The sequence below is a fragment of the Candidatus Protofrankia datiscae genome (genome assembly GCF_000177615.2).
GTDB classification, from domain to species: Bacteria; Actinomycetota; Actinomycetes; order Frankiales; family Frankiaceae; genus Protofrankia; species Protofrankia coriariae.
Genome location: NC_015656.1, coordinates 4,059,728 through 4,080,720, shown reverse-complemented (window position 1 = coordinate 4,080,720; position 20,993 = coordinate 4,059,728). Strand labels below are relative to the sequence as shown.

Genomic DNA, 20,993 nt, shown 5'->3' with positions numbered 1-20,993 from the left:
CGGTCGGCGCTGGCGGGTGTGGCGGGGGACGCGGCGGCGAACCGTACGGTTCCTTTCGCAGCAGGTGTCCCCGCCACGAAGGGAACCTGTGTGCCAATCCTGGTCACCGACCTCGACGGAACCCTGCTGGGCGGAGCCGCAACCGACCGACGGCGCCTGCGCGACGCGCTGAACCGCCATCCCGAGGTGATGGTCGTCTTCGCCACCGGGCGCGGACTGCCCTCCATCCACGAGGCGCTGGAGGACCCGCTGGTGCCCAGGCCCCGATGGATCATCGCCGACGTCGGTGCGACCGTGCTCGACGGTGTCGACTACACGCCGGTCCAACCACTGCAAGGCGAACTGCGGGCCGGCTGGCCCGGAACCGGGCGCATACGCGCCGCACTGCGCGGCTTCCCCGCGCTGACCTACCAGGACGATGCGCCGCAGGAGGGCCGCTGCTCGTTCTTCCTCCGTCCCGAAGATCTCACACCGGCCATCATCGACGCGGTGGAGGCGCTCGGCTGCTCCTGGAGCTACTCGGCGGACCGCTACTTCGACGGCCTGCCCAGGGGCGCCTCCAAGGGCAACGCTCTGGCCGCTCTCGCCCGCTCGCAGGGCTGGCCGGTGGCCTCGATCCTGGTCGCCGGGGACAGCCTCAACGACCTGTCCATGTTCCGGATCGGTGCGCACGGCGTGGCGGTCGGCAACTCCGAGCCCACGCTGATCGCCGCGCTGGACGGCCAGGGGGCCGTCCCGCGGCCCCAGCAGCCCGGTGCCGCGGGCGTGTTGCAGGCGCTGCTGGAGCTGGGCTGGGTCGAGACCGGCTCCTCACTCGTGATCGGCTACCATCGCCCGCCGGTCAACTGGACTCCCGAAGCCGACTGGCAGGAGCCGTCGAGCCCGAACGGCATCCTGCCCACCCTGCGGGCTCTCTTCAGCGGCGGTATGGAGGCCGTCTGGGTGACCGCCGCGGTCCTGGACCAGCCGGAACGCGCGGCTCACCTCGACGGCTATGACAGCAGGATCCCGCTCTCCTTCCTCCCGCTGTGACCGGACGAATGGCGCTCCTACTTCCACCAGGCATGCAAGGAAACGCTCTGGCCGGTACTGATGTCACAACCCGAACGGCTGCGTTTCAACCCGCTCACCTGGGAGCAGTACCGCACGGTCAACAGGCGTTTCGCCGAACGCATCGACGACGAGGCGCCCCGGGGCGGCACGGTCTGGCTGCACGACTACAACCTCTGGCTGGTACCGGGCATCCTCCGCAGGACCCGGCCGGACCTGCGGGTGGGACTGTTCCACCACACCCCCTTTCCACCACCGGAGATGTTCGCCGTCCTGCCGACCGCCGACGAGATCCGCGCCTCGCTCAACTGCCTGGACTGGGCCGGATTCCACACCACGACCTTTGCCGAGCGTTTCCGGTCCGTCCTCGCGGACAGCCCGCGGCCGCCGAGGATCGGCGTCCACCCGCTCGGTGTCGACCACGACGCCATCGGCGCACTCGCCCGCGACCGAGCCCCTTGCATCCGCAGGCAGGATGGCCACCTGGTGCTCTCCGTCGAACGCCTGGACTACACCAAGGCCCCGGTCGAGAAGATCGAAGCGGTCGCGATGCTGCTCGCCCGCCGCCCCGAGCTGCGCGGCCGCCTTCGCGTCCGGCTGATCTGCGCCCCGCCTGAGCCCGGCATCACCGCCTACGACTCGACACGGCGGGAACTCGAACGACGGATCGTCGAGGTCAACCGGGCCTGGGCGGAGGATGGCTGGCAGCCCATCGACTACCTGCCTCGCTCGCTTTCCTTCACCGAGGTCGTCGACAACTACCTAGCCGCCGACATCTTCTGGGTCACCTCCTTCCAGGACGGGATGAACCTGACGGCCAAGGAGTACGTCGCCGTACAGGCAGCGGTCGGCGGCCTCGGTGTGCTGGTGCTCTCCCAGCACACCGGAGCGGCGGAGGAGCTGGGAACGGCCGCGGTGCTCACCGACCCCTACTCCCTTGAGGACCTCACCGACCGGCTGGCCCTGGCACTGTCGCTCACGACCGCCGAACGGCGGACGCGCCTGGCCGACCTCACCCACCGGCTCGGCCACCGTCATCCGACGACGTGGGCAGCAGAGATCATCTCTGCTATCCAGGAAACGGAGCGCCCCCCGTGGCCATCCCGGCAGGTTCCTGTTCACAGCGGCGGCCATGACAGCGGCGGCTGGTATGCGGCCCGCAACCGTTCCTGAGCCTTACGGCAGCCATCAGCAGGCCGGGCGGCCGGGAAGCCGGGCCGGGCGGCCGAGAGGTGGTCGAGGCCGAGGAGCGCGGCCCCGACGACCGGGGGAGCGACCACCAGCCGAATCTCGGCGAGTGGTGCGCGGACGGCCAGCCGGGCGGTGAGGTTGTCCAGCAGCAACGGCTGCCGGGAGGCCAGCATGCCACCGCCGAGGACGAGCGGGGTCGGCGTGTCGAGCAGGTCCAGCCGGGTGAGTGCGGCCAGAGCGAGCCGGACGATCTCGTCGGCCTGACGGTCGATCAGGCCGACCGCGGTCGCGTCGCCCGTCGCGGCGGTGGCGAACAGAAGCGGGATGATCTCATGCAGCCTGTCCTGCTCGAGCTCGCCGAGGTGGACCGCCTCGGCGACGCGGGTCGCGCTCGACAGGTTGAAGTGTGCGGCAACGGCGGACGCGAGCGCGGTCGCCGCACCGCGACCGTCCTCCGCCCGGACGGCGTGCCACATGCACTCCACCGCCAGTATCTCGCCACCGCCCCAGTCACCGGTCAGCCGTCCGAGAGCGGGGAAGCGCACGGTCCGGCCGTCCGGCAGCAGGCCCACGCAGTTGACTCCGGCGCCGCAGACCACAGCGACCCCGTGGGCGTCGTCCGTCCCGGCCCGCAGCACGGCGAAGGTGTCGTTGCGGACGCACACCGACCGCGTCCAGCCCTGCTCCTCGATGGCCTTCCGCAGCCGCTCCTCCTCCACCGGCAGGTCGGCGTTGGCCAGACACGCGCTGGTGTGCTCCGCCACCGGGTTCTCTGCCACCGGGTTCTCCGCCGGCGGTAACCCGGCCCGTGCGGCGGCTGTCCGGACCAACGGCGCCAGCATGGCGACCGCGGACTGTGCCCCGATCAGGTGCGGTCGGAAGCCACCGCCACGGGCATCGCCCAGGACGCTGCCGTCCGCGCCGATCAGGAGGACGTCGGTCTTGCTGTTACCGGTGTCGATGGCGAGCACCCCCGGCAGACTGGGGCTGGTAGGCAAGCGGATTCGCCCTTTCGGATCGATGTTTCCCGGACCGGACGGGGTGTCGACGCTCCTGCCCTGCCTGCCAGCACGAGGTGGGACAGGCGATGTCCTGAGTGTGGACGATCTCGTTGTTCCCCGGGGCGGCTCCAAGTCCATCACTCCAGGTCCGCCAGATCCGTGGCTCAGTACCCTCCAAATCCATAGGTCGAGCAGGATTTCAGGCAGCGCGGTACGCGTAGTCAGTCGGTCCTGGGTGGCTGCGCGGTCGGCGGGCTATCGTCGGGGTGCGTGGACGAGCCGCCGATACTTGTGGGGTCCGCCGACATCGCCGCCGTCCTGGGGGTGACGCGGCAGGCCGTCGATCATCGGCTGCGGACCGATCCTCGTGCGCCCGCCCCGGCCGCGCCGGTCAACCGCACCTCGAGTTGGGGCGGTACCCGGGTGTGGTGGCGAGCGGACATCGACCGCTGGCTCGGTGGCGTCGATCCCGGCATCTGGGTGTCTCTGCCCTGAAGGGCTCCTTGAGCCCGGCCGCGACCACGGGCCGCCGGGCCGGGGGATGACCGTGTGTACGTCCGAGCAGTTGGGTATGGAAAGCCGCCCGGAGTTGGGCGGGATCGGCGTGTGCGGTTCCGTGGCCGACATGTCGCTGTGTCCGCGTGGCGACAGTAGCCAGTCGGTTGCTCCTCGTTGGGGAATGCTCGTGACGGAGGAAACACGCGCAGGGCGCGGCCGACAGCCTCCGGGAGGAAGCATGAACCGCTGCGAACCCGCGAGTCGGATCCGGACACCCACCTGCATCGCCGGGCCGGGAGCCGGCGGGCGCGCGCCCGGCATCCTGTCATCCCGTGGACCGCGGCTTCGCGGGAATCCGATCCACGCCGGATGATCGGGTGCTGCCGTGCGGCATCACTGATTTTCGTGGCAACACGGTACCCGTTGCGGGAATGTTGTTCCAGAAGTGGCTGGTGAAACGATGGCCGTACACGGTTTTCCGACCCGGTTGTGGTGGTTTTCGGACGGGCCCGCGAAGACCGAGGACACGGCCGGATAAATGTTCTCTCATGCTGGGAGATGCACATGAGAAAGAGTGAGCTGGCACCACTGGCCCAGCCGCGGTCGGTGCTCGAGAGTTTGCGGAGATATCGGCGTCAGCGACCCGAGGAACACGATCGCCACGCCCTTGAGAGCGTCCGTGAGGTGACGTACAAAGGTCACCATATTGTGGTGCGGACCACCTATTCGATCGAGGTCGACGGGAACGCGATCACAGGGCACGTGGGCGTGACCAACGACGGGCAGGTGCACTACCACGCCATTCCCAACATTTCTTTCGCGTCCGCGGTCGAGATGGCCGAGAAGCTGGTCGACGCCTTCCCGGACGATTTCGGGTCACCAGGGGAGCCCGTCGACACCCACGGGCCCGCGCATCAGCACCATGACTGAGGAGGTTCGAGCATGGCCGTCGTCCGTCGCAACATCCTGCGCGACGCCGCGTCGCGTGATCTGTACGTACAGGGCGTTCGGCTGCTGAAGGCCGAGTTCCTCGGACCGACCACCGCCGACCTGGGGATAGGAGGCCAACAGCAGCAGGTCAGCACGTATGATCTCTTCGTCGCGTGGCACCACATCGCGATGAGTACTTTCACGCCCCCGTCGCAGGGCGACCGCAACGCCGCTCACCGTGGGCCGGTGTTCCTTCCCTGGCATCGTTTCATGCTGGTGTTGTTGGAGCTCCAACTGCAGAGGGTGCTCGGCAACGAGAACTTCGGCCTGCCCTACTGGGACTGGTCGTCGGATGGTGATCTCCCCGCGGCGGAACAGCCCGACTTGCCGTTGTGGGCCGGCGGCGCCCTGGGCGGACAGGGAGATCCCGTCGCCACCGGCCCGTTCGCGTTCGACCCGTCCGACCCCGGGTCCTGGCGGGTGCTGATCGACACGGACGTTCAGGGACGGCTGCGCGGCACGAACCGTGGCCTGCGGCGCCAGTTCGCGGCCAACGCCTCGAACCTGCCGACGAACTCGGACATCGACGCCGCGCTGGATCTCGGCGCCTACGACCAGTCGCCCTGGTCGACCACCTCGAACGGGTTCCGTAACCGGCTTGAGGGGTGGCGTCCGTTGAACACGGCGCCGGGGCTGCACAACCGCGTGCACGTGTGGGTCGGGGGCGACATGTTGCCTTCTTCGTCACCCAACGACCCGGTCTTCTATCTCAATCACTGCAATGTCGACCGTATCTGGGCGTCCTGGCAGGAAATCCATCCCGAAAGCCCCTACGTGCCGACCGGAACGGCTTCGACGGCACTGACCGGGCACCGTATCGACGATGCCATGTTCTCGCTGCTCTCGGCACCGGCGACGCCCCGGCAGATGTTGGACGTCAGTGACATATACAAATACGACGCCCTGTTTGTCACCGCCGAGCCTGCCGGTGTCGGCAGTGGCGGAACCGGCGTTGTCCGCATGGCCTGACTGATTCACACCCTGATTCGCACGGCCTGATTCGTATGAGTTTCCCGGCGTCCGCGAACACGTGAGTAGACGAATACGCGGGCTCCGGTGGCGCTGTTCTCACCGCAGCGTCTTGAGCGCGTCGTTGTGGAAGGGGGCCAACGCCTCGACGCGTCCGTTCAGGATTTTCGTGGCCCATTCGGGGTCGGCCAGCAGGGCGCGGCCGACCGCGACGAGGTCGAACTCGTCCCGCTCGAGCCGTTCCAGCAGGGCGTCGATGGTGTCGACACCGGACCGGCTGCCCGGGATGAAGGCCTGCCCGAACTCGGTGTCCAGGCCGACCGAGCCGACCGTCACCGTGGCCCTGCCGGTGAGCTTTCTGACCCAGCCGGCCAGATTGAGCGGTGAGCCGGTGAACTCCGGCAGCCAGTACCGGCGCGTCGACGCGTGAAAGACGTCCACGCCGGCGTCGACCAGCGGGGTCAGCAGGCGGTCGAGGTCCTCGGGGTGCTGCGCGAGCCTGGCGTCGTAGTTGCCGGACTTCCACTGGGACAGACGGAAGAAGACGGGGAAGCCCGGTGACACCGCGTGGCGGCAGGCCGCCACGATCTCCGCGGCGAACCTGGTCCGGGAGACGATGTCCCCGCCGTAGGCGTCGTCGCGCCGGTTGGTGGTGTCCCAGAGGAACTGGTCGATGAGGTACCCGTGGGCGCCGTGCAGTTCGATGCCGTCGAAGCCGAGGCGTTCGGCGTCCGCTGCCGCGTCGGCGAAGGCCCGTACCACGTCGTCGAGATCCGCCTGGGTCATCGCGCGGCCGGTGGGCGTCCCGTCCAGTGCCAGGCCGGACGGGCCGACCGGGGGGGCGTCGGGGACGGGCGGGGCACCCGCGGCGCGGGTCGCGCCGACGTGCCACAGCTGCGGGATGATCCGGCCGCCGGCCCGGTGCACCGCCTCCGCCACCCGGGCCCAGCCGGCGAGCTGGTCCGTGCCGTGGAACCGGGGGACCCGTTCGCTGCTGCCGGTCGAGGCGTGGTTGACGTAGGTGCCCTCGGTGATGATCAGCCCTACGTCGCTGGCCGCCCGGCGGGCGTAGTAGGCCGCGACATCGTCACCGGGCACGCCGTCCGGGGAGAACTGGCGGGTCATGGGCGCCATGACGATCCGGTTCGCCACGGTCAGATCACCGACAGTGAACGGCCGTCCCAGGGCCTGCGCCACCTGGGTCGTATCCTGCGTCGACGTCACGCACAGTCTCCTCTCGCACTCCGATGGTCCCGCTCCACACGCCCGATTCCGACTCAGGTGATCCAGGTCACGGGTATGGGTACGCCTGTGGCGCGGGTAGGTCCGATGCTTGAACGGGTTTTCGCGGCGTCCACATTCCGCGGACGCTCAGCGGGCCCCCGCGGGGCCGCCGCACCGATCGGCTCGGACGCGTGGCAGCGCGCGATGCCCAATGGGCTGATCTTCTCGGGGCTCTAGTCGAGGCGTCGTTCGAAGGTCACGAGGACCCCGTCGACGCCTCCGGGGCCGATGCGCCCCTTGACCTCCGTCGTGGTGATCGCCTTGAGCTGCCATCCCTGTTTCGCATGCTCGTTGAGGATCTTCTCCAGCCGGTCGCCGGACATCTTGCCGCCGATCAGGCCCTCCCGCAGTTCGACGACCTTGTACTCGAATCGCTCCGCCATGAGCTCATCGTCCCCCGCGACCAGCCGGCCCCGGCATCCCGCCTCCTGGGCATCCGACAGTAGAAGCTTCCTTGACAAATTTTTCTTTCGGTGGCCATGATGAGGCCATGCTCGATGTCGCAGTGATCGAGGACCCGGCCGCCGCCGAGGTCTCGCTCGACCCGGTGCGCGCCCGTCTGCTGGCCGCGCTGGCCGAGCCCGGCTCGGCCACCACACTGGCCGCCCGCACCGGGCTGACCAGGCAGAAGGTCAACTACCATCTGCGCGCGCTGGAGCAGCACGGCCTCGTCGAGCTGGTCGAGGAACGACGCAGGGGCAACTGCACCGAACGGGTGCTGCGGGCCACCGCAAGCTCCTACGTCATCTCCCCGGCCGCGCTGGCGGACGTCGCCCCGGACCCCGACCGGGCCCGGGACGAGACCTCGGCGCGCTGGATGCTCGCCCTCGCCTCCCGCCTGATCAGGGAGGTGGGCGAACTGCTCGCCGGCGCCACCGCGGCCCGCCAGCGGCTGGCGACGTTCGCCGTCGACAGCGAGATCCGCTTCGCCACCGCGGCCGACCGGGCGGCCTTCGCGGCGGAGCTGTCCGACGCCGTCACCGCGCTGGTCGCCAGATACCACGACGAGAAGGCGCCGGGCGGGCGCAGGCACCGCCTGGTGATCGCCCTGCATCCCAGCCTGAAGATCCCGAATGCGAATCCGAACCCACGCCCGAGCCCGGCCGGGCCCGGTCACACCGAGGGGAACTGACCATGTTGAACGAGCAGCTGAACCAGTCCGGGCGCAAGTTCGCGATCGAGCGCGAGACACTGCTGCCGACCACACCCGAGGAGTACTGGGACGCGGTCACCATCGGCAACGCCGGCTGGCTGTGGCCGACGCAGGCCCCGCAGCCACAGGTGGGCGGTTCCTGGGACGGCGGCACGCTGCTGGCCTGGGAGCCGCCGCACCACCTCATCGTCCGCTCCGAGGGGCCGGACGGCTGGTTCAACCAGCTCGAACACCTCGTCGAGGCCCGCGACGGCGGGACGACCTGGGTCCGCTACGTGCACAGCGGGATGTTCGCCGACGACTGGGACAACCAGTACGACGGTGCCTCCAGGCACACCGACTTCTACCTGCACACGCTCGGCCAGTACCTGCGCTACTTCAGCCGCCGCCCGGCGAGCTACGTGTCGGTCGACGCGCCGGCCTCCTCGATCACCCCGGACGGGTTCGACGCGCTGCGCCGTGCCCTCGGGCTCGGCGCAGCCAGGCAGGGTGACCAGGTCCGTGTCACGCTGCCCGGTCTTCGGCCGCTGGACGCTGTCGTCGACTATCTGGCCCCGCACTTCCTCGGCCTGCGCACCGAGGATGCGCTGTACCGGGTCTTCGGCCGTAACGCCTTCGGGGCGCAGGTCTCCGTCGCCGCCCACCTGTTCGCGTCCGACGCGGACCAGCAGGGCACGGAGAAGGCGCTGCAGGCATGGCTTGAGGAGGTCTACGCCTGACGGGGTCCGTGCCGGTGCCGTTTCCCGCGGTCCGGCCGGTGCCCGTCAGCGCAGGCCGGACCGCACGAAGGCGTCGACGACCTGACGCTGCATGGCCATGTAGAGGGCGAAGACGGGCAGGCAGGCAAGACCGGACGCGGCCATCAACGCACCCCAGTTGTCGCCCTCCTCGGTCAGGAAACCGCGGATGCCGAGCTGTACGACGGAGTTCGCCCGTTGCAGGACCAGCGCGGGCCAGAAGTAGTCGTTCCAGGCGGAGATGAACAGCAGGATCGACAGCGACGCCAGCACCGGCCGCAGGTTCGGCACGACCACCGTCCACAGGATCGTCCACGAGCCCCGCCCGTCGATCCGGGCGGCGTCGAGCAGTTCCCGGGGGAAGGCCTGCATGTGCTGGCGGAGCATGAGCACGGCAAGCGCCGAGCACAGGTTCGGGATGATGACGCCGGCCAGGGTGTTCAACAGCCCGAGATTCGACAGCACGAGATAGTTGGAGATCATCGTCACCTGGAACGGGATGAGCCAGGTGGCGACGAACATCAGGAACAGGATGTTCCTGCCGCGGAACTCCCAGGCGGCGAAGGCGTAGGCGGCCAGCAGGCACACCATGAGCTGACCGGCGGCGGTCACGACGGCGATCACGAGGGTGTTGGCGAGCAGCGCGCTCATGTCGAGGTTGTCGAAGACGAAGCGGTAGCTTTCGAGGCTCAACGGCCAGGGCAGCAGCGACTGCCGGAAGATGCGCCCCGGCTGGCGCAGCGAGCTCGCGAACATCCAGTACACCGGAAACAGGCTGATCAGGCTCAGCAGGGCCAGCAGCAGATGGCCGGCCGCGGTTCGCCGGCGGGGTACCCGTGTGCCGCCCGTCGCCCCCCGGCTGTTGTCCTGCCCCTTGTTGTCCCGCCGCCTGTTGTCCTGCCGGTCATTGTCCGCGTCCTTCGGTCGGGGTCAGTTGTCGGCGAAGCTGTAGTGGTCGGCCAGTTTCACCAGCGCCGCCGCCACCACGGCGAAGGCGAGGAAGAAGACGACGCCCGCGGCGGAGGCGAGTCCCGAGTCCAGGCTGCGGAAGCCGAACTCCCAGAGCAGGTAGTACACGTTTGTCGTGCTGTCCACGGGGCCGCCCTGGGTCAGCACGTCGATCAGCGGGAACGTCCACTGCGCGGACAGCAGCACCGTCATGAGCAGCATGAACAGCAGCGTCGAGCGCAGCATCGGCAGCGTCACCCAGCGGGTGGTCTGCCAGCGCGAGGCGCCGTCCATCTCGGCGGCCTCGGTGTAGTCGGCGCTGATCCCGGTGAGCCCGGCCGAGATGACGAGTACGGCGAAACCGAGGATCTGCCATGCGCAGATCATGAGAATGGAGAACAGCGCGGTCGACTCCTCCCGCAGCCAGTTGAACGCGCCGAGCCCGAGAGCGTGGTTCACCAGCCCCGAGGGATCCAGCAGCCACCGCCACACCGCGGCGGCCGCGACCGGCGCGACCAGCATCGGCAGGAAGATCAGCGCCCGGTAGACGGTGCGCGACCGGCCGCTGAGATCACGGACGACCAGCGCGACGGCGGTGGGCAGGATGATGGCGAACGGCACCAGGCCAAGGACGTACCACAGCGTGTTCATCGCGGCGTCCCGTAGCTGCGGGATGGTGAACAGCCGCTGGTAGTTCTCCAGGCCGACGTAGATCCGTGGCGAGGTCGGCAGCAGGTTCCAGCGGTAGAAGGACAGCTGGACGGCTTCGATGATCGGTTTGTAGGTCCACAGCGCCAGACTGATCATCCCTGGCAGCAGGTACAGGTACGGCGGTACGGCGGCGAGCATCCGGCGGGCCAGCGGCGGCCGGACGGCGCTGACGCGCGGGCGGGAGACGGCACCGTCGACAAGGGCTGTGCCGGCTGTGCCGGCCAGGACGGCCGTGCCGGCGGTGCCGGCCGGGATGGCGGTGCCGGTGGCTGCCGTGGAGACGGCGACTTCGACGAACACGGCTGGGAACGTCCTCTCCGGGTGTCCGGGAGAAAAAGCCCGCGACCGGACGAAGAACCCCGGCCGGCCGGCGTCCGCTCCGGGCGCACGGGAGGACGGGTCGCCGGGTCGCCCGTCCCGGAGACGCGCCGGGACGGGCGTGAACGGGCGCCGGATACGGGCTGCGTACGTCTCGGGCGTGGTCAGAGATCAGGCGTAGGCAGAGGCGATCTTTGCCATCTCCTCGATGTTCCTGTCATAGATCACTTCGGTGTCGGCGATCGGGATCGCGGTGGCGACGGCTCCCGCCGGATACACGTCGACGCGGGTGTACTCGCCGCCGGCCAGGCCGGTGAACCGGTCGGTCGGGCCGATCGTGCCTGCCCGGTAGGCGCTGGAGCCCGCCACCCAGACCGGCACCGCGCCGATGGCGCCCGCGGACGAGTGGTGCGCGTGCCCGGCCAGGAGAATCTTCACGTCGCTGCCGGCCAGGACGTCGGCCAGTTTCTCCGGCTCGGCGAGCAGCAGCGCGTTCACCAGCGAGATGGGCGAGGGCACGGGCGGATGGTGCAGGGCGAGGACGGTGCCGGCCGCCGCCGGGGTGGCCAGCTCGTCCGCGAGCCAGCGCAGCTGGGCGGTGCTCAGCGCACCGCTGTGTCTGCCCGGCCGGGTGGTGTCGAGCACGATGACCCGCAGGTCGTCGATCCAGTGCACATGGTCGTACGGCTCCGCCGTCGGTTCCGCGCCGAGCAGCCCGGCCCGGAACGGCCCGCGGGAGTCGTGGTTGCCGACGGCGTAGAGCACCGGTGCACCCAGGCGGGCCGCCACCGGCTCGACCAGGTCGCGCAGCCGCTGGTAGGCGGCCAGGTCGCCGCTGTCGGCGAGGTCGCCGGTGAGCAGCAGGGCGTCGATCGTCGTCCCGGCGGCCTCGATCTGCTCGAGGACGGTACGCAGCGTGGCATATGAGTCGATCTTGCCGTGCAGCAGCTCGTCCTCGCGGACGATGTGGGTGTCGCTGATCTGGATCAGGGTGTGGGTGGGGGTGTACGCGGTCAGGTCCGGGGATGCGGGCACGGAAGTCCTTTCGAGAGCCCTTTCGAGCCGGGAGGCGGGTGTGTCCGCCGGGACGAGCAGGGCTTCGACCAGGCGGTCCAGCGCGTGCCCGGTCGCCCCGTGCGCGAGCAGGTACGCGCGGGTGCCGCCGTGGCTGGTGCGGATGCGGGCCAACGAGCGCAGGATGAGCTCCGGCGGGCTGTCGAGCAGGGCGGGCGGCAGCGGCGTGCCCTCGGCCGAGAGCCAGCTGGACATCCGCTGGACGGTGGCGGCGGCCTCGTCACGCAGGAAGTACGATGTCAGCGCGAAATCCTGCGCGATCACCTCCGCCGGCACCCCGACCAGGTCGAGGACCAGGGCGATGACCAGGCCGGTGCGGTCCTTGCCGGCGCTGCAGTGCACGATCGCCGGCAGCGCGTCCGGGGCGGCCAACGCCAGCACGGCCGCGGTGAGGCGGGCACCCAGGTGGTCGACGATGTGGTCGTAGATGCTCCCCAGGTCGCCGGAGGCACTCGCGGCGCGGATGGCCTCCGTCGCGGTGAAGGAGCCCACGGACGCGGATCCACCGGCCCCGTCGTCGGCAGTCCGCTGCCGGGTCACCGGCAGCGTGTAGACGGGAATCCGCCGGTGCTCCACGGCGAGCCGGCCGAGCTGGTCCGGGGCGCGTGTCACCTCGGCGTCCTCGCGGAGGTCGACGACGGTGCGCAGGCCGATCTGGGCGAGGACGGCCCGGCCGCGGCTGTCGAGCCCGTGCAGGGAGCCCGCGCGCAGCAGCGTCCGCCAGCGCACCGTACGACCGTCCGCGGTCGGATACCCGCCGACGTCCCGGAGGTTGATCGGGCCCGACGGGAGCGGGACGCGCCGTGGTTCCACCGCCGCGGCAATGGTCGCGGCAATGGTTGCGGCGACGGGCCCGGCGGGCCGCCCGGTCGTGTCGGTCAGGTCGGCACCGTTGGTCGGCGGGGTCTGCCCGGTCACCGGGTCACCGTGCCGGCATGATGGTGGCGGCCTGCTTCTGCGCGTCGGCCAGGGTGGACGCGGGGTCCTTGCCGCTGAAGACGGCGCCTTCCACCGCGGTCATCATCGCGTCCCCGATCTGGAGGTAGTTGTCACCGGGGAAGGACTCCCAGGGCTGCAGCCGGGTGAGCTGGTCGAGGTTCGGCCTGATGAGCGGGTTGGCCTTCGCCCATCCCTGCAGACCGTTCGGGTCGTCCACGAGCCCGGTCCGCAGCGGCAGATAGCCGATCCTGGAGGAGATCTGGGTGTAGGCGTGGTCGCTGGTGAGGAACTTGATCAGCTCCCACGCGGCGCGCTGCTTGGCCGGGTCCCTGCTGAAGACGGCCAGCCCCGATCCCGAATTGGTGGGGACGACGGGCTTCGACCCGAACGAGGGCTCGCTGGTGGCGTCGAGTTCCCAGCCGTTCGCTTTGGCGCCGGTCATGAACTGCCCCTGCAGGGCACTGGTCTCGAGAATCATCCCGAGCTGGCCGCTGCTGAACGCCTTGAACGCCTGCTGCTGGTCGAGGTTCGGCATCACGCCGCTGCGCACCAGGTCGGCGGCCATCGACACCGCTTCGACGGCGGGCGCGTCGGCGAAGGACAGCCTGCTGCCGTCGGCGGAGAGCACCCGGCCGCCGGCCGAGCGGACGATGCTCTGGAAACACCAGTCGCCGGCCGCCTTCGTCAGGCAGTCCACGACGATCCCGTCCGTGCCGGTCCTCTGTTTGATCGCGAGAGCGGCTGTCCTCACCTCCGCCCAGGTCTTCGGCGGGTTGGCCGGGTCCAGGCCGGCCCTGGCGAACAGCGTCCTGTTGAACCAGAGGATCGGGGTGGAGAAGACGTAGGGGACGGCGTAGGTCCTACCGTCTACGTCGCCGAGCGTGCGCGCGGTCGGGGCGAACGGATGGTCGCCGCCGAAGTTCGCCTGGACGGCATCCCGTCCGACCAGGGTGTCGAGCGGCTGGGCGCCCAGGCTGCCGGCGGCGAACCGCAGCGCGTTGAAGGTGATCTGGGCGACGTCCGGCGGGTTGCCGGCCAGGATCTGGTTCTTGACGCTGCTGACGTAGTCGGTGCTGGTGCCGGTCACCCCCTGCGGCGGCTGGCCCTTCACCGTGATGTTCGGGTGCGCGGCGTGGAAGTCGGCGAGCAGGCCATCGATCACCGGCTTCCACGTCCCGGTGCTCGTGAGGTTGTAGCTCTCGAAGACGATCGAGACCTTCTGGTCCGGGGAGAGCTCGGGAATCGTGCCGGACGTGCCGGCGGCCGTACCCGCGGGTGCGGACGAGGACGTCGCGCACGCGGTGGCCAGCGCCGCGACCAGCGTGAGGCCGGCTGTGGCACGCAGCGTGGCACGCAGCGGGCGTGATCGAGGTAGGCGTGATCGAGCCACGGGCATGCTCCTTGGAGATCGTGGCGGGAGGTGGCCCGGGTCGCGGCGACCCGGGTGACTCAGACCGTCGCTGAGGTGGCCGTGCGCGCGGTCGTGTCCGAGGCCGCTTTCGAGGCCGTTGTCGAGGCCGCCTCTGTCGGTGCCGTGCTGGCGGGGGACGGCGTCGGGATCACGGGTGTGGGATCGGCGGGCGTGGGAGCGGCGGAGAGCACCTGGTCCCGGGCGGCTGATGGCCGCCACTCGAGGCGGCGTCCGCTGGCCCGGTCGAACAGGTGCACACGCGAGACGTCGACGGTGAGGTGGGCATGCTCACCGACGGTGAGCCCGAGCGGGCGCGGACCGCGCAGCGCGACGGCCTGTCCGCCCACGTCGCACCAGGCGACCTCCTCGCTGCCGAGGTTCTCGACCGTGGTGACCACGCCGTGGATGCCGGGGGCCGGTCCGGCGGCCGAGGTTCGCGCGCCCGCCCCGGCAGGGGATGCGGCGCCGACCGGCGCACCGGGGGATGCGGTGCCGACCGGTGCGCCGGCCCCGGCCGCGGTGAGCTGGAACGCGTTCTCGGGCCGCAGCCCCACGATGACGTCGCGGGGCTCGCTGACGCCCGGCCACAGGGGGATGCGCAGTCCCTCCGCGACGGCCGTCAGCGTGCCACCGTGGTTTTCGATCCGGGCCGGGAGCAGGTTCATCGGCGGGGCACCGAGGAAGCCGGCGACGAACACCGAGGCCGGCGAGTCGTACACCTCGGTCGGGGTGCCGGCCTGTTCGACACGCCCACCGTTTAGCAGGACCACGCGGGTCGCCATGGACATGGCTTCCACCTGGTCGTGGGTGACGTAGACGAAGGTGCGTCGCAGCGTGCGGTGCAGCGCGGTGAGCTCGGTACGTGTCGCCGTGCGCAGTTTCGCGTCGAGGTTCGACAGCGGTTCGTCCATGAGGAAGGCCGCCGGGTCACGCACCAGCGCGCGGCCGAGTGCCACCCGCTGGCGTTGCCCGCCGGAGAGCTCTCTGGGGCGCCGTCCGAGCAGTTCGCCGAGTTCGAGCTGGTCGGCGACCTCTCGGACCTGCCGGGCGATCTCCGCTCTGGGTCGTCGCGCGGCTCGCAGCGGAAAGCCGATGTTGCGCTCGACCGTGAGGTGCGGGTACAGCGCGTAACTCTGGAAGACCATCGCCAGGTCACGCTGGCGGGCGGGGAGATGGGTGATGTCGCGGTCGCCGAGCATGATGCGCCCCCCGCTCGGCTCCAGCAGGCCGGCGATCATGCGGAGCAGCGTGGTCTTCCCGCAGCCGCTCGGTCCCAGCAGGACGAGGAAGTCGCCGTCCGCTATGTCGAGGGAGACGTCGTCCACCGCGCGGACGCCTCCGAAGTACCTCGTGAGGCCCTCGATCCGGATCTCTGCCACCAGCCGCTCCATGTACGTTCGTTCCAGAGGATCAGGTGATCCCGGTTCGTCGTTACATGGCAGGGTCGGCGGCGCAGATGAATGGCCCTCGACGGGCTGGAAACAGATAGCGGTCACTTATCGTAATAAATCTTCGGGCTATCTCATGTCGCCGCGGCCTTGTCCCTGGTGGGACGGTGGTACGAGGAGGCCGATTGATCACTCTGAGTCAGGATGGCTCTGGGCTCTCCGGCTCCGCGCGTACCCCGAAGATGTTGGCGGTGATCGTCCCAGTGCGCTGTGGGTTGTTCTCCCGGCGCAGGCTTACCGCGAGCTGCAGGGCGTTGAGCAGCAGTAGCGAAGCCAGCCGGCTTGCGATCATGTCGCTGCCGATGGGCCAGTCGGGGGTCCCCACGACGAGGATGATGTCGGCGATGTCGGCCAGCGGGCCGGCCGTGTAGCTGGTGATCCCGATGACGGGGGCTCCCGCGGTGTGCGCCGCCTCGGCGGCCCGCAGCGTGGGCTCGTTCGCCCCGCTGCTCGTGACGACCAGACAGACGTCCGAGGCGGCCAGCAGCCGGGCGGAGATCTCCTGGACGAGCGAGTCGCCCGGCGCCTCCGCCGGGCGGCCGATGCTGAGGAACCGCAGGGCCGCGTCCTGGGCGATCGGTGCCGACCCGCCGTTACCGACGACGAGCAGCCGACCGGCCTGGTCCAGCAGGTCCACGGCGGGTGCGAGGCTGGCGCGGTCCAACGGGCCCAGCGCGTCGCCGAGCACCTTGGCCGCCGCGCCGAAGACGGTGTCCACCAGGCGCTCGACGGGATTGGCACCGCCCGCCCAGCCGACCTCGCCGCGCAGCGCCACGGCGCCGCTCTCCCGGGCGAACTCGACGCGAAAATGCTGGAAACCACGGAAACCGAGATGCTGGCAGGCGCGCACCACGGTGGCGGTGGACGTCCCCGCGGCGTCGGCGAGCTGGGCGACCGACCACTCGACCACCTTCCCCGGCTGGGCCAGGCACACCTCGACCACCCGCTGCTCGCTCGGGACAAGGCCCGGCAGCGCCGCTCGGATGGCGGCGAAGAGCCCGCCTGGGCGAGAGCCGGACCGTCCGGGGGAGGGGATCACCATGGGATGGTTCATACACGCCGAAGCTGACGGCGGGGTGTGGCCGTACCGCGGCCCCGTGTGGTGAGGAGGCGATCCGGGATGCGCTCTCGGCGAGGACGTCGCCCTGGTGAGAACGCGGGACCGGGCCGAGCGCTCATCTGGTCCTGATCACGACGGATTTCATGATTTTGTCAGCGAAGGTCTGCCTTTTGGCGTCCCAGAGCGGCCACAGGAAGCCTACATAGAACGGCAGAGCATCCAGGAAGTGGCACAGCCGGCGGACGAACGCCCGGCCGAGGCCGAGCGGCCGGCCGTCGAGTTCGCGAACCAGCCTGATACGCGCGATGCGTCTGCCCGGCGTCTGACCGGTGACGCCCTCGAGACAGCACATGATGATTATGGACGCGAAAAAGATGAGACCGCTGATTCCGTCGGCCGAGGAGGAAGGCGCAGCGGCGGCCGGGACCGCGGAGACACCCCAGACGATCAGCAGGTCGATGAGGGTGCCCCTGACCCGGGCGCCCCAACCGGCGTAGTACGACCGTACGGAGGCGCCGTACGGGGCTGGTGGCTGAGGGCCGTAGCCGTAGGGGTTCCCGTAACCAGGTGGCTGTGGATATCCGCCGCCGGGCTGTTGACCCCGTGGCCCGCTGCCGCCCGGGCCGCCGGGGGCCACCGGGGGGTACGAGCCCGGCGGAGCCGCGTACGGGGCCGGCGCGGAGTACGGGGCCGGCGGGGGCCCGTACGCGGCCGGTGGAGGCGGCGGGACACGCGGCGCGCCGCCGCCGAGCGGCGGCGGATATCCCGGGAACGGCATCTCGGCTCCGCGGCCGCGAGGGCTGGGCGGGAGGAAGGGCGGGGCGGGCGGCTGGCCGATGTTGGCGGTCGGCGCGACGCCCGGGCGGGCCTGGCCGCTCGGGAACGGCGGCCGCGCGGAGGCCGGCTGCTGGACGGCAGCCTGCAGGTCGTCGTCGAGGCGGAGGGCGATGCCGGCGCGGGCGGTCCAGCCCGGGCCGTACACGGCGGCTGCGCGGGCCAGCTCCAGAGCGAAGGCGTGGGCGGACGGCTGGCGACCGTCCGGATCCTTGGCCAGCGCCCGCATGATCACCGCGGCCACCGGCGCAGGCACACCAGCCGGCGGCGCGGGAACGGTGTAGATGTGCTGCTGGGCGAGCACGGTCGGCGGCAGGGCGGGGTCGAACGGCGGCGCGCCGCTGAGCAGCTCGTAGAGCATCACCCCCAGGGCGTACAGGTCGGTGGCCGGGCCCAGCCGTCTGGCGAGGAGCTGCTCGGGGGCCATGTACCGGGGGGTGCCGACGATCGCGCTGGCGGTGGTCGCGGACCCTTCCACCAGCTTCGCGATGCCGAAGTCGGTGACCTTGAGCAGCCCGGCCGCGTCGAACAGGATGTTGTCGGGTTTGATGTCGCGGTGCAGGACGCCCCGCTGGTGCGCGCTGCCCAGCGCCGCGGCCACCGCCAGCCCGACCGCGCAGGCGGCCTCGGGCGGTATGCCGGCCCGGCGGCGGGTCAGGGTGCCGCCGCTGAGCAGTTCCATGACGATCAGGTGGAGGTCGCCGGCGGGGATGGAGTCGTAGACCCGCACCACGTGCGGATGGTCGAGGGCGGCGAGCAGCCGCGCCTCGGCCCGGCTGCTCGCCGCGGTCTCATCGGTGCCCGCAGGCAGGATCTTGATAGCCACCGGACGGTCCAGCTCGCGGTGCCGGCCCTTCACCACCAGCCCGAAAGCTCCCCGGCCGAGGACCTCGCCAAGTTCGTAGGCGGGCAGCGCCGCGGCGATCTGCGCCTCGTTGATAATCACGATGTGGGAGCTGTCATGTGTCGACCACGGCGTCCACCGTTCATCATGCCGAATCCCCCAATATCCCTGTACGACGCGTGATCCTAGTGTCCTGAGTCGTTGATTCGTGTGCAGATAGAATGGGCTGGTGCCTGGCCCGAGCGCGGATCCCATCGAGTTGTCGTCTGCTGAGCGTGCGGTGCTGGAGGGCTGGGCCCGACGGCGGAAGACCGCGCAGGCGCTGGCGTTGCGCTCGCGGATCGTGCTGGCCTGCGCGGACGGTGGGACGAACTCGGGGGTCGCGGCCGAGCTCGGGATCACCCGGGGAACGGTCGCGAAATGGCGGGAGCGGTTCGCGGTCGACCGGCTGGAGGGCCTGTCAGACGAGGCACGTCCGGGAGCGCCTCGGAAGGTCACCGACGCCCAGGTCGAGGCGGTGATCGCGAGGACGTTGGAGGAGAAGCCACCGAACGGCGATACCCATTGGACATCGCGGTCGATGGCGAGGGCCAGTGGGCTGTCGCAGTCGACGGTGTCACGGATGTGGCGGGCGTTCGGGTTGAAGCCGCATCTGGTCGAGACGTGGAAGCTGTCCACCGACCCGCTGTTCGTGGACAAGGTCCGTGACGTGGTCGGGGTCTACCTCGACCCGCCGGAGAAGGCGATCGTGCTCTGCGTCGACGAAAAGTCGCAGGTGCAAGCTTTGGATCGCACGGCACCGGTGCTGCCCCTGATGCCGGGTACCCCGCAGCGGATGACCCACGACTACGTCCGCCATGGCACGACCAGCCTGTTCGCCGCGCTCGACCCGACGTCCGGGTCGGTGATCGCGCAGACCTTCCGGCGGCACCGTCACCAGGAGTTCCTGCGCTTCCTCAAGCTGATCGACTCCTCGGTCCCGAAGGGCTACGACCTGCACCTGGTCCTGGACAACTACGCCACCCACAAGACCCCGGCGGTGAAGAACTGGCTGCTGCGCCACCCCGCTTCCACCTGCACTTCACCCCGACCTCGGCGTCGTGGATGAACCTGGTCGAGCGCTGGTTCGCGGAGCTGACCACCCGCAAGCTGCGCCGATCGACGCACCGCTCGGTCGTCGAACTCGAAGCCGACATCCGCCGATGGATCAACGCCTGGAACAAGGACCCGAAGCCGTTCGTCTGGGCCAAGACCGCCGACGAGATCCTCGAGACCCTCGCCGCCTACTGCCAGCGAATCAACGACTCAGGACACTAGCGCCGTCCGCCACGCCCGCCCGGCCCACCCGATGCAGCGCATGCTCGTCGGCTGTTTCGGAACAGGTGACAGGCGGCCAGCGACCGTCGGGACGTGCGGGACCGGGGTGCGGCCGTTCGCCGCTCAGATGGCTCCGGCTCCACAACGACGGGCGCGGAGCCGGAGCTGAGTCCACGAACGACCTACCCGCCGAACTGCGGTTGATCTGCCTTGACTTCGCGCCAGTCCCGGTACGCTGGACATCATGACTGTCATGCCGTTCACCGAGGCGCGCAACCGGCTGTCGGAGCTCATTGACGAGGTGGGGCGGACTCATGAGCGAGTGGAGATCACCCGTCACGGGCATGCGGTGGCGGTCCTGATCTCTCCCGATGACCTGGCGGCGCTGGAGGAGGCGCTGGATGTGTTGGCGAGTCGGGAGGCGATGCGGCAGCTTGCGGAATCCCGGGACGCCCGCGAGTCCGGCGACGTGCTCGATGCCGAGGAGCTCGCCGCGCTCATGGCGAAACGGGCGCGCCGCGCCGAGTCGCCCCACACACGGTGACCGGAACTGGCGAGCAGCCGTTTGAACTTCGGATCACTGGTCCTGCGGCGCGTGCTCTCGCCAGCCGGTTGCCCGAGAAGATCGCGGCTGCCGTCCACGAGTTCGTCACGACCACACTCCTGGACAATCCTCACCGGCTTGGCAGACGCCTCCTGCTTCCACCGTACGAGGGCACCTGGTCCGCTCGTCGCGGCAGTTACCGGGTGTTGTATGAAATCGACGAGGACAACCGCATTGTTACCGTGACCGCCGTCGAACATCGCTCCGACGCGTACCGCTCCCGCTGACAGGGCGGCCAGGGCGGATCTGGGAGGGCCGAACTATCCGGCGGGCTGGGGGAGAGGAGCGAGCTGGGGGAGGGAGATCGGTACGCTCGCTGGTGTGAGCCGCGCCCGGCAGGAGGTCACTCTCACCGAGGACCTCGTCATCCTGACCATCCGGGGCGGCCGGTTGTGCGTGCTGCTGGTCGAGCGCGGGAACGAGCCGTTCCTGGGGAAGCTCGCGCTGCCGGGTGGCTTCCTGCGCGGAGACGAGAGCCTCGACCAGAACGGACGTCCCGCCGCCCTCTAGGGCCGGCCCCGCGACCGTCCTGCTACCCCCGATGATGCGCCCGCTCCGCCGCATCCTGAGTGAGATCCTGACCAGGAGTCGGTGCCTCTCCGTGCCACCTGG

Annotated in this window: 19 protein-coding genes and 2 pseudogenes; 11 read left to right on the top strand and 10 right to left on the bottom strand. The window is 70.1% G+C overall.

Translation table 11 applies throughout. The features are described 5' to 3' along the window. Window positions 1-90: 90 nt before the first annotated feature. Window positions 91-1,032 carry an HAD family hydrolase gene (locus tag FSYMDG_RS25390; protein WP_013874637.1) on the top strand — a complete coding sequence of 314 codons (942 nt, stop codon included), beginning with the start codon at window positions 91-93 and terminating at the stop codon, window positions 1,030-1,032. A gap of 21 nt (window positions 1,033-1,053) precedes the next feature. Next, window positions 1,054-2,223: pseudogene (locus tag FSYMDG_RS25385) on the top strand (alpha,alpha-trehalose-phosphate synthase (UDP-forming)); the annotation flags it as partial. Here the strand turns inward: FSYMDG_RS25385 and FSYMDG_RS17060 are convergent. After that, window positions 2,169-3,239 carry an N-acetylglucosamine kinase gene (locus FSYMDG_RS17060; RefSeq protein ID WP_013874635.1) on the bottom strand — a complete coding sequence of 357 codons (1,071 nt, stop codon included), beginning with the start codon at window positions 3,237-3,239 and terminating at the stop codon, window positions 2,169-2,171. The pseudogene FSYMDG_RS25385 and the gene FSYMDG_RS17060 overlap by 55 nt on opposite strands. A 294-nt stretch (window positions 3,240-3,533) precedes the next feature. On the opposite strand from FSYMDG_RS17060, the gene FSYMDG_RS17055 reads away from it, so the two are divergent. From FSYMDG_RS17055 to FSYMDG_RS17045, 3 genes are all read left to right on the top strand, one after another. After that, a complete protein-coding gene (locus FSYMDG_RS17055) occupies window positions 3,534-3,737 on the top strand; it encodes a hypothetical protein (RefSeq protein ID WP_237702828.1) in 204 nt (67 codons plus the stop codon). A gap of 711 nt (window positions 3,738-4,448) precedes the next feature. Continuing rightward, on the top strand, window positions 4,449-4,670 hold the full coding sequence (locus FSYMDG_RS26900) for a hypothetical protein (protein WP_165440855.1): 222 nt from the start codon (window positions 4,449-4,451) through the stop codon (window positions 4,668-4,670). Between the two features lie 12 nt (window positions 4,671-4,682). After that, on the top strand, window positions 4,683-5,699 hold the full coding sequence (locus tag FSYMDG_RS17045; protein WP_013874632.1) for a tyrosinase family protein: 1,017 nt from the start codon (window positions 4,683-4,685) through the stop codon (window positions 5,697-5,699). A 99-nt stretch (window positions 5,700-5,798) separates the two neighbouring features. Here the strand turns inward: FSYMDG_RS17045 and FSYMDG_RS17040 are convergent, their stop codons facing one another. Next, window positions 5,799-6,923, bottom strand: a complete 1,125-nt coding sequence (locus FSYMDG_RS17040; RefSeq protein WP_013874631.1) for an NADH:flavin oxidoreductase — start codon at window positions 6,921-6,923, stop codon at window positions 5,799-5,801. Window positions 6,924-7,156: 233 nt separating this feature from the next. After that, window positions 7,157-7,366: a DUF4177 domain-containing protein gene (locus FSYMDG_RS17035; protein ID WP_013874630.1), complete on the bottom strand. Its 210-nt coding sequence runs from the start codon at window positions 7,364-7,366 to the stop codon at window positions 7,157-7,159. Between the two features lie 107 nt (window positions 7,367-7,473). Here FSYMDG_RS17035 and FSYMDG_RS17030 point away from each other — a divergent pair, with 107 nt between their 5' ends. Together FSYMDG_RS17030 and FSYMDG_RS17025 are read left to right on the top strand one after the other, a co-directional pair. Then, complete coding sequence (locus FSYMDG_RS17030) at window positions 7,474-8,115, top strand: ArsR/SmtB family transcription factor (protein WP_013874629.1); 642 nt, start codon at window positions 7,474-7,476, stop codon at window positions 8,113-8,115. 2 nt (window positions 8,116-8,117) lie between these two features. After that, on the top strand, window positions 8,118-8,855 hold the full coding sequence (locus FSYMDG_RS17025) for an ATPase (protein WP_013874628.1): 738 nt from the start codon (window positions 8,118-8,120) through the stop codon (window positions 8,853-8,855). Window positions 8,856-8,900: 45 nt separating this feature from the next. Here the strand turns inward: FSYMDG_RS17025 and FSYMDG_RS17020 are convergent, their stop codons facing one another. From FSYMDG_RS17020 to FSYMDG_RS16985, 7 genes are all read right to left on the bottom strand, one after another. Next, window positions 8,901-9,677: a carbohydrate ABC transporter permease gene (locus FSYMDG_RS17020; protein ID WP_043603899.1), complete on the bottom strand. Its 777-nt coding sequence runs from the start codon at window positions 9,675-9,677 to the stop codon at window positions 8,901-8,903. A gap of 126 nt (window positions 9,678-9,803) precedes the next feature. Next, complete coding sequence (locus FSYMDG_RS17015; RefSeq protein WP_013874626.1) at window positions 9,804-10,832, bottom strand: carbohydrate ABC transporter permease; 1,029 nt, start codon at window positions 10,830-10,832, stop codon at window positions 9,804-9,806. Between the two features lie 189 nt (window positions 10,833-11,021). Then, entirely contained in the window at window positions 11,022-12,842 is a 1,821-nt protein-coding gene (locus tag FSYMDG_RS28720; RefSeq protein ID WP_013874625.1) for a tyrosine-protein phosphatase, read from the bottom strand. Window positions 12,843-12,846: 4 nt separating this feature from the next. Further along, window positions 12,847-14,259: an ABC transporter substrate-binding protein gene (locus FSYMDG_RS17000; protein ID WP_043603895.1), complete on the bottom strand. Its 1,413-nt coding sequence runs from the start codon at window positions 14,257-14,259 to the stop codon at window positions 12,847-12,849. A 53-nt stretch (window positions 14,260-14,312) separates the two neighbouring features. Further along, window positions 14,313-15,653: an ABC transporter ATP-binding protein gene (locus tag FSYMDG_RS16995; RefSeq protein ID WP_083828524.1), complete on the bottom strand. Its 1,341-nt coding sequence runs from the start codon at window positions 15,651-15,653 to the stop codon at window positions 14,313-14,315. Between the two features lie 208 nt (window positions 15,654-15,861). Continuing rightward, complete coding sequence (locus tag FSYMDG_RS16990) at window positions 15,862-16,764, bottom strand: MurR/RpiR family transcriptional regulator (protein WP_013874622.1); 903 nt, start codon at window positions 16,762-16,764, stop codon at window positions 15,862-15,864. 133 nt (window positions 16,765-16,897) lie between these two features. Next, the gene (locus tag FSYMDG_RS16985; RefSeq protein WP_013874621.1) at window positions 16,898-18,562 is read right to left on the bottom strand and encodes a protein kinase domain-containing protein; all 1,665 of its coding nucleotides are present in this window, start codon (window positions 18,560-18,562) and stop codon (window positions 16,898-16,900) included. A gap of 127 nt (window positions 18,563-18,689) precedes the next feature. Between FSYMDG_RS16985 and FSYMDG_RS16980 the strand changes: the two are divergent. From FSYMDG_RS16980 to FSYMDG_RS16965, 4 genes and pseudogenes are all read left to right on the top strand, one after another. Then, a pseudogene (locus tag FSYMDG_RS16980) lies at window positions 18,690-19,777 on the top strand (IS630 family transposase). 244 nt (window positions 19,778-20,021) lie between these two features. Beyond that, complete coding sequence (locus FSYMDG_RS16975; protein ID WP_013874620.1) at window positions 20,022-20,321, top strand: type II toxin-antitoxin system Phd/YefM family antitoxin; 300 nt, start codon at window positions 20,022-20,024, stop codon at window positions 20,319-20,321. Further along, on the top strand, window positions 20,318-20,608 hold the full coding sequence (locus FSYMDG_RS16970; protein ID WP_013874619.1) for a type II toxin-antitoxin system RelE family toxin: 291 nt from the start codon (window positions 20,318-20,320) through the stop codon (window positions 20,606-20,608). The genes FSYMDG_RS16975 and FSYMDG_RS16970 overlap by 4 nt, the downstream gene beginning before the upstream one ends. A gap of 94 nt (window positions 20,609-20,702) precedes the next feature. Continuing rightward, window positions 20,703-20,891, top strand: coding sequence for an NUDIX hydrolase (locus FSYMDG_RS16965; protein ID WP_013874618.1), 189 nt, complete (start codon window positions 20,703-20,705; stop codon window positions 20,889-20,891). The last annotated feature ends 102 nt before the right edge of the window (window positions 20,892-20,993 follow it).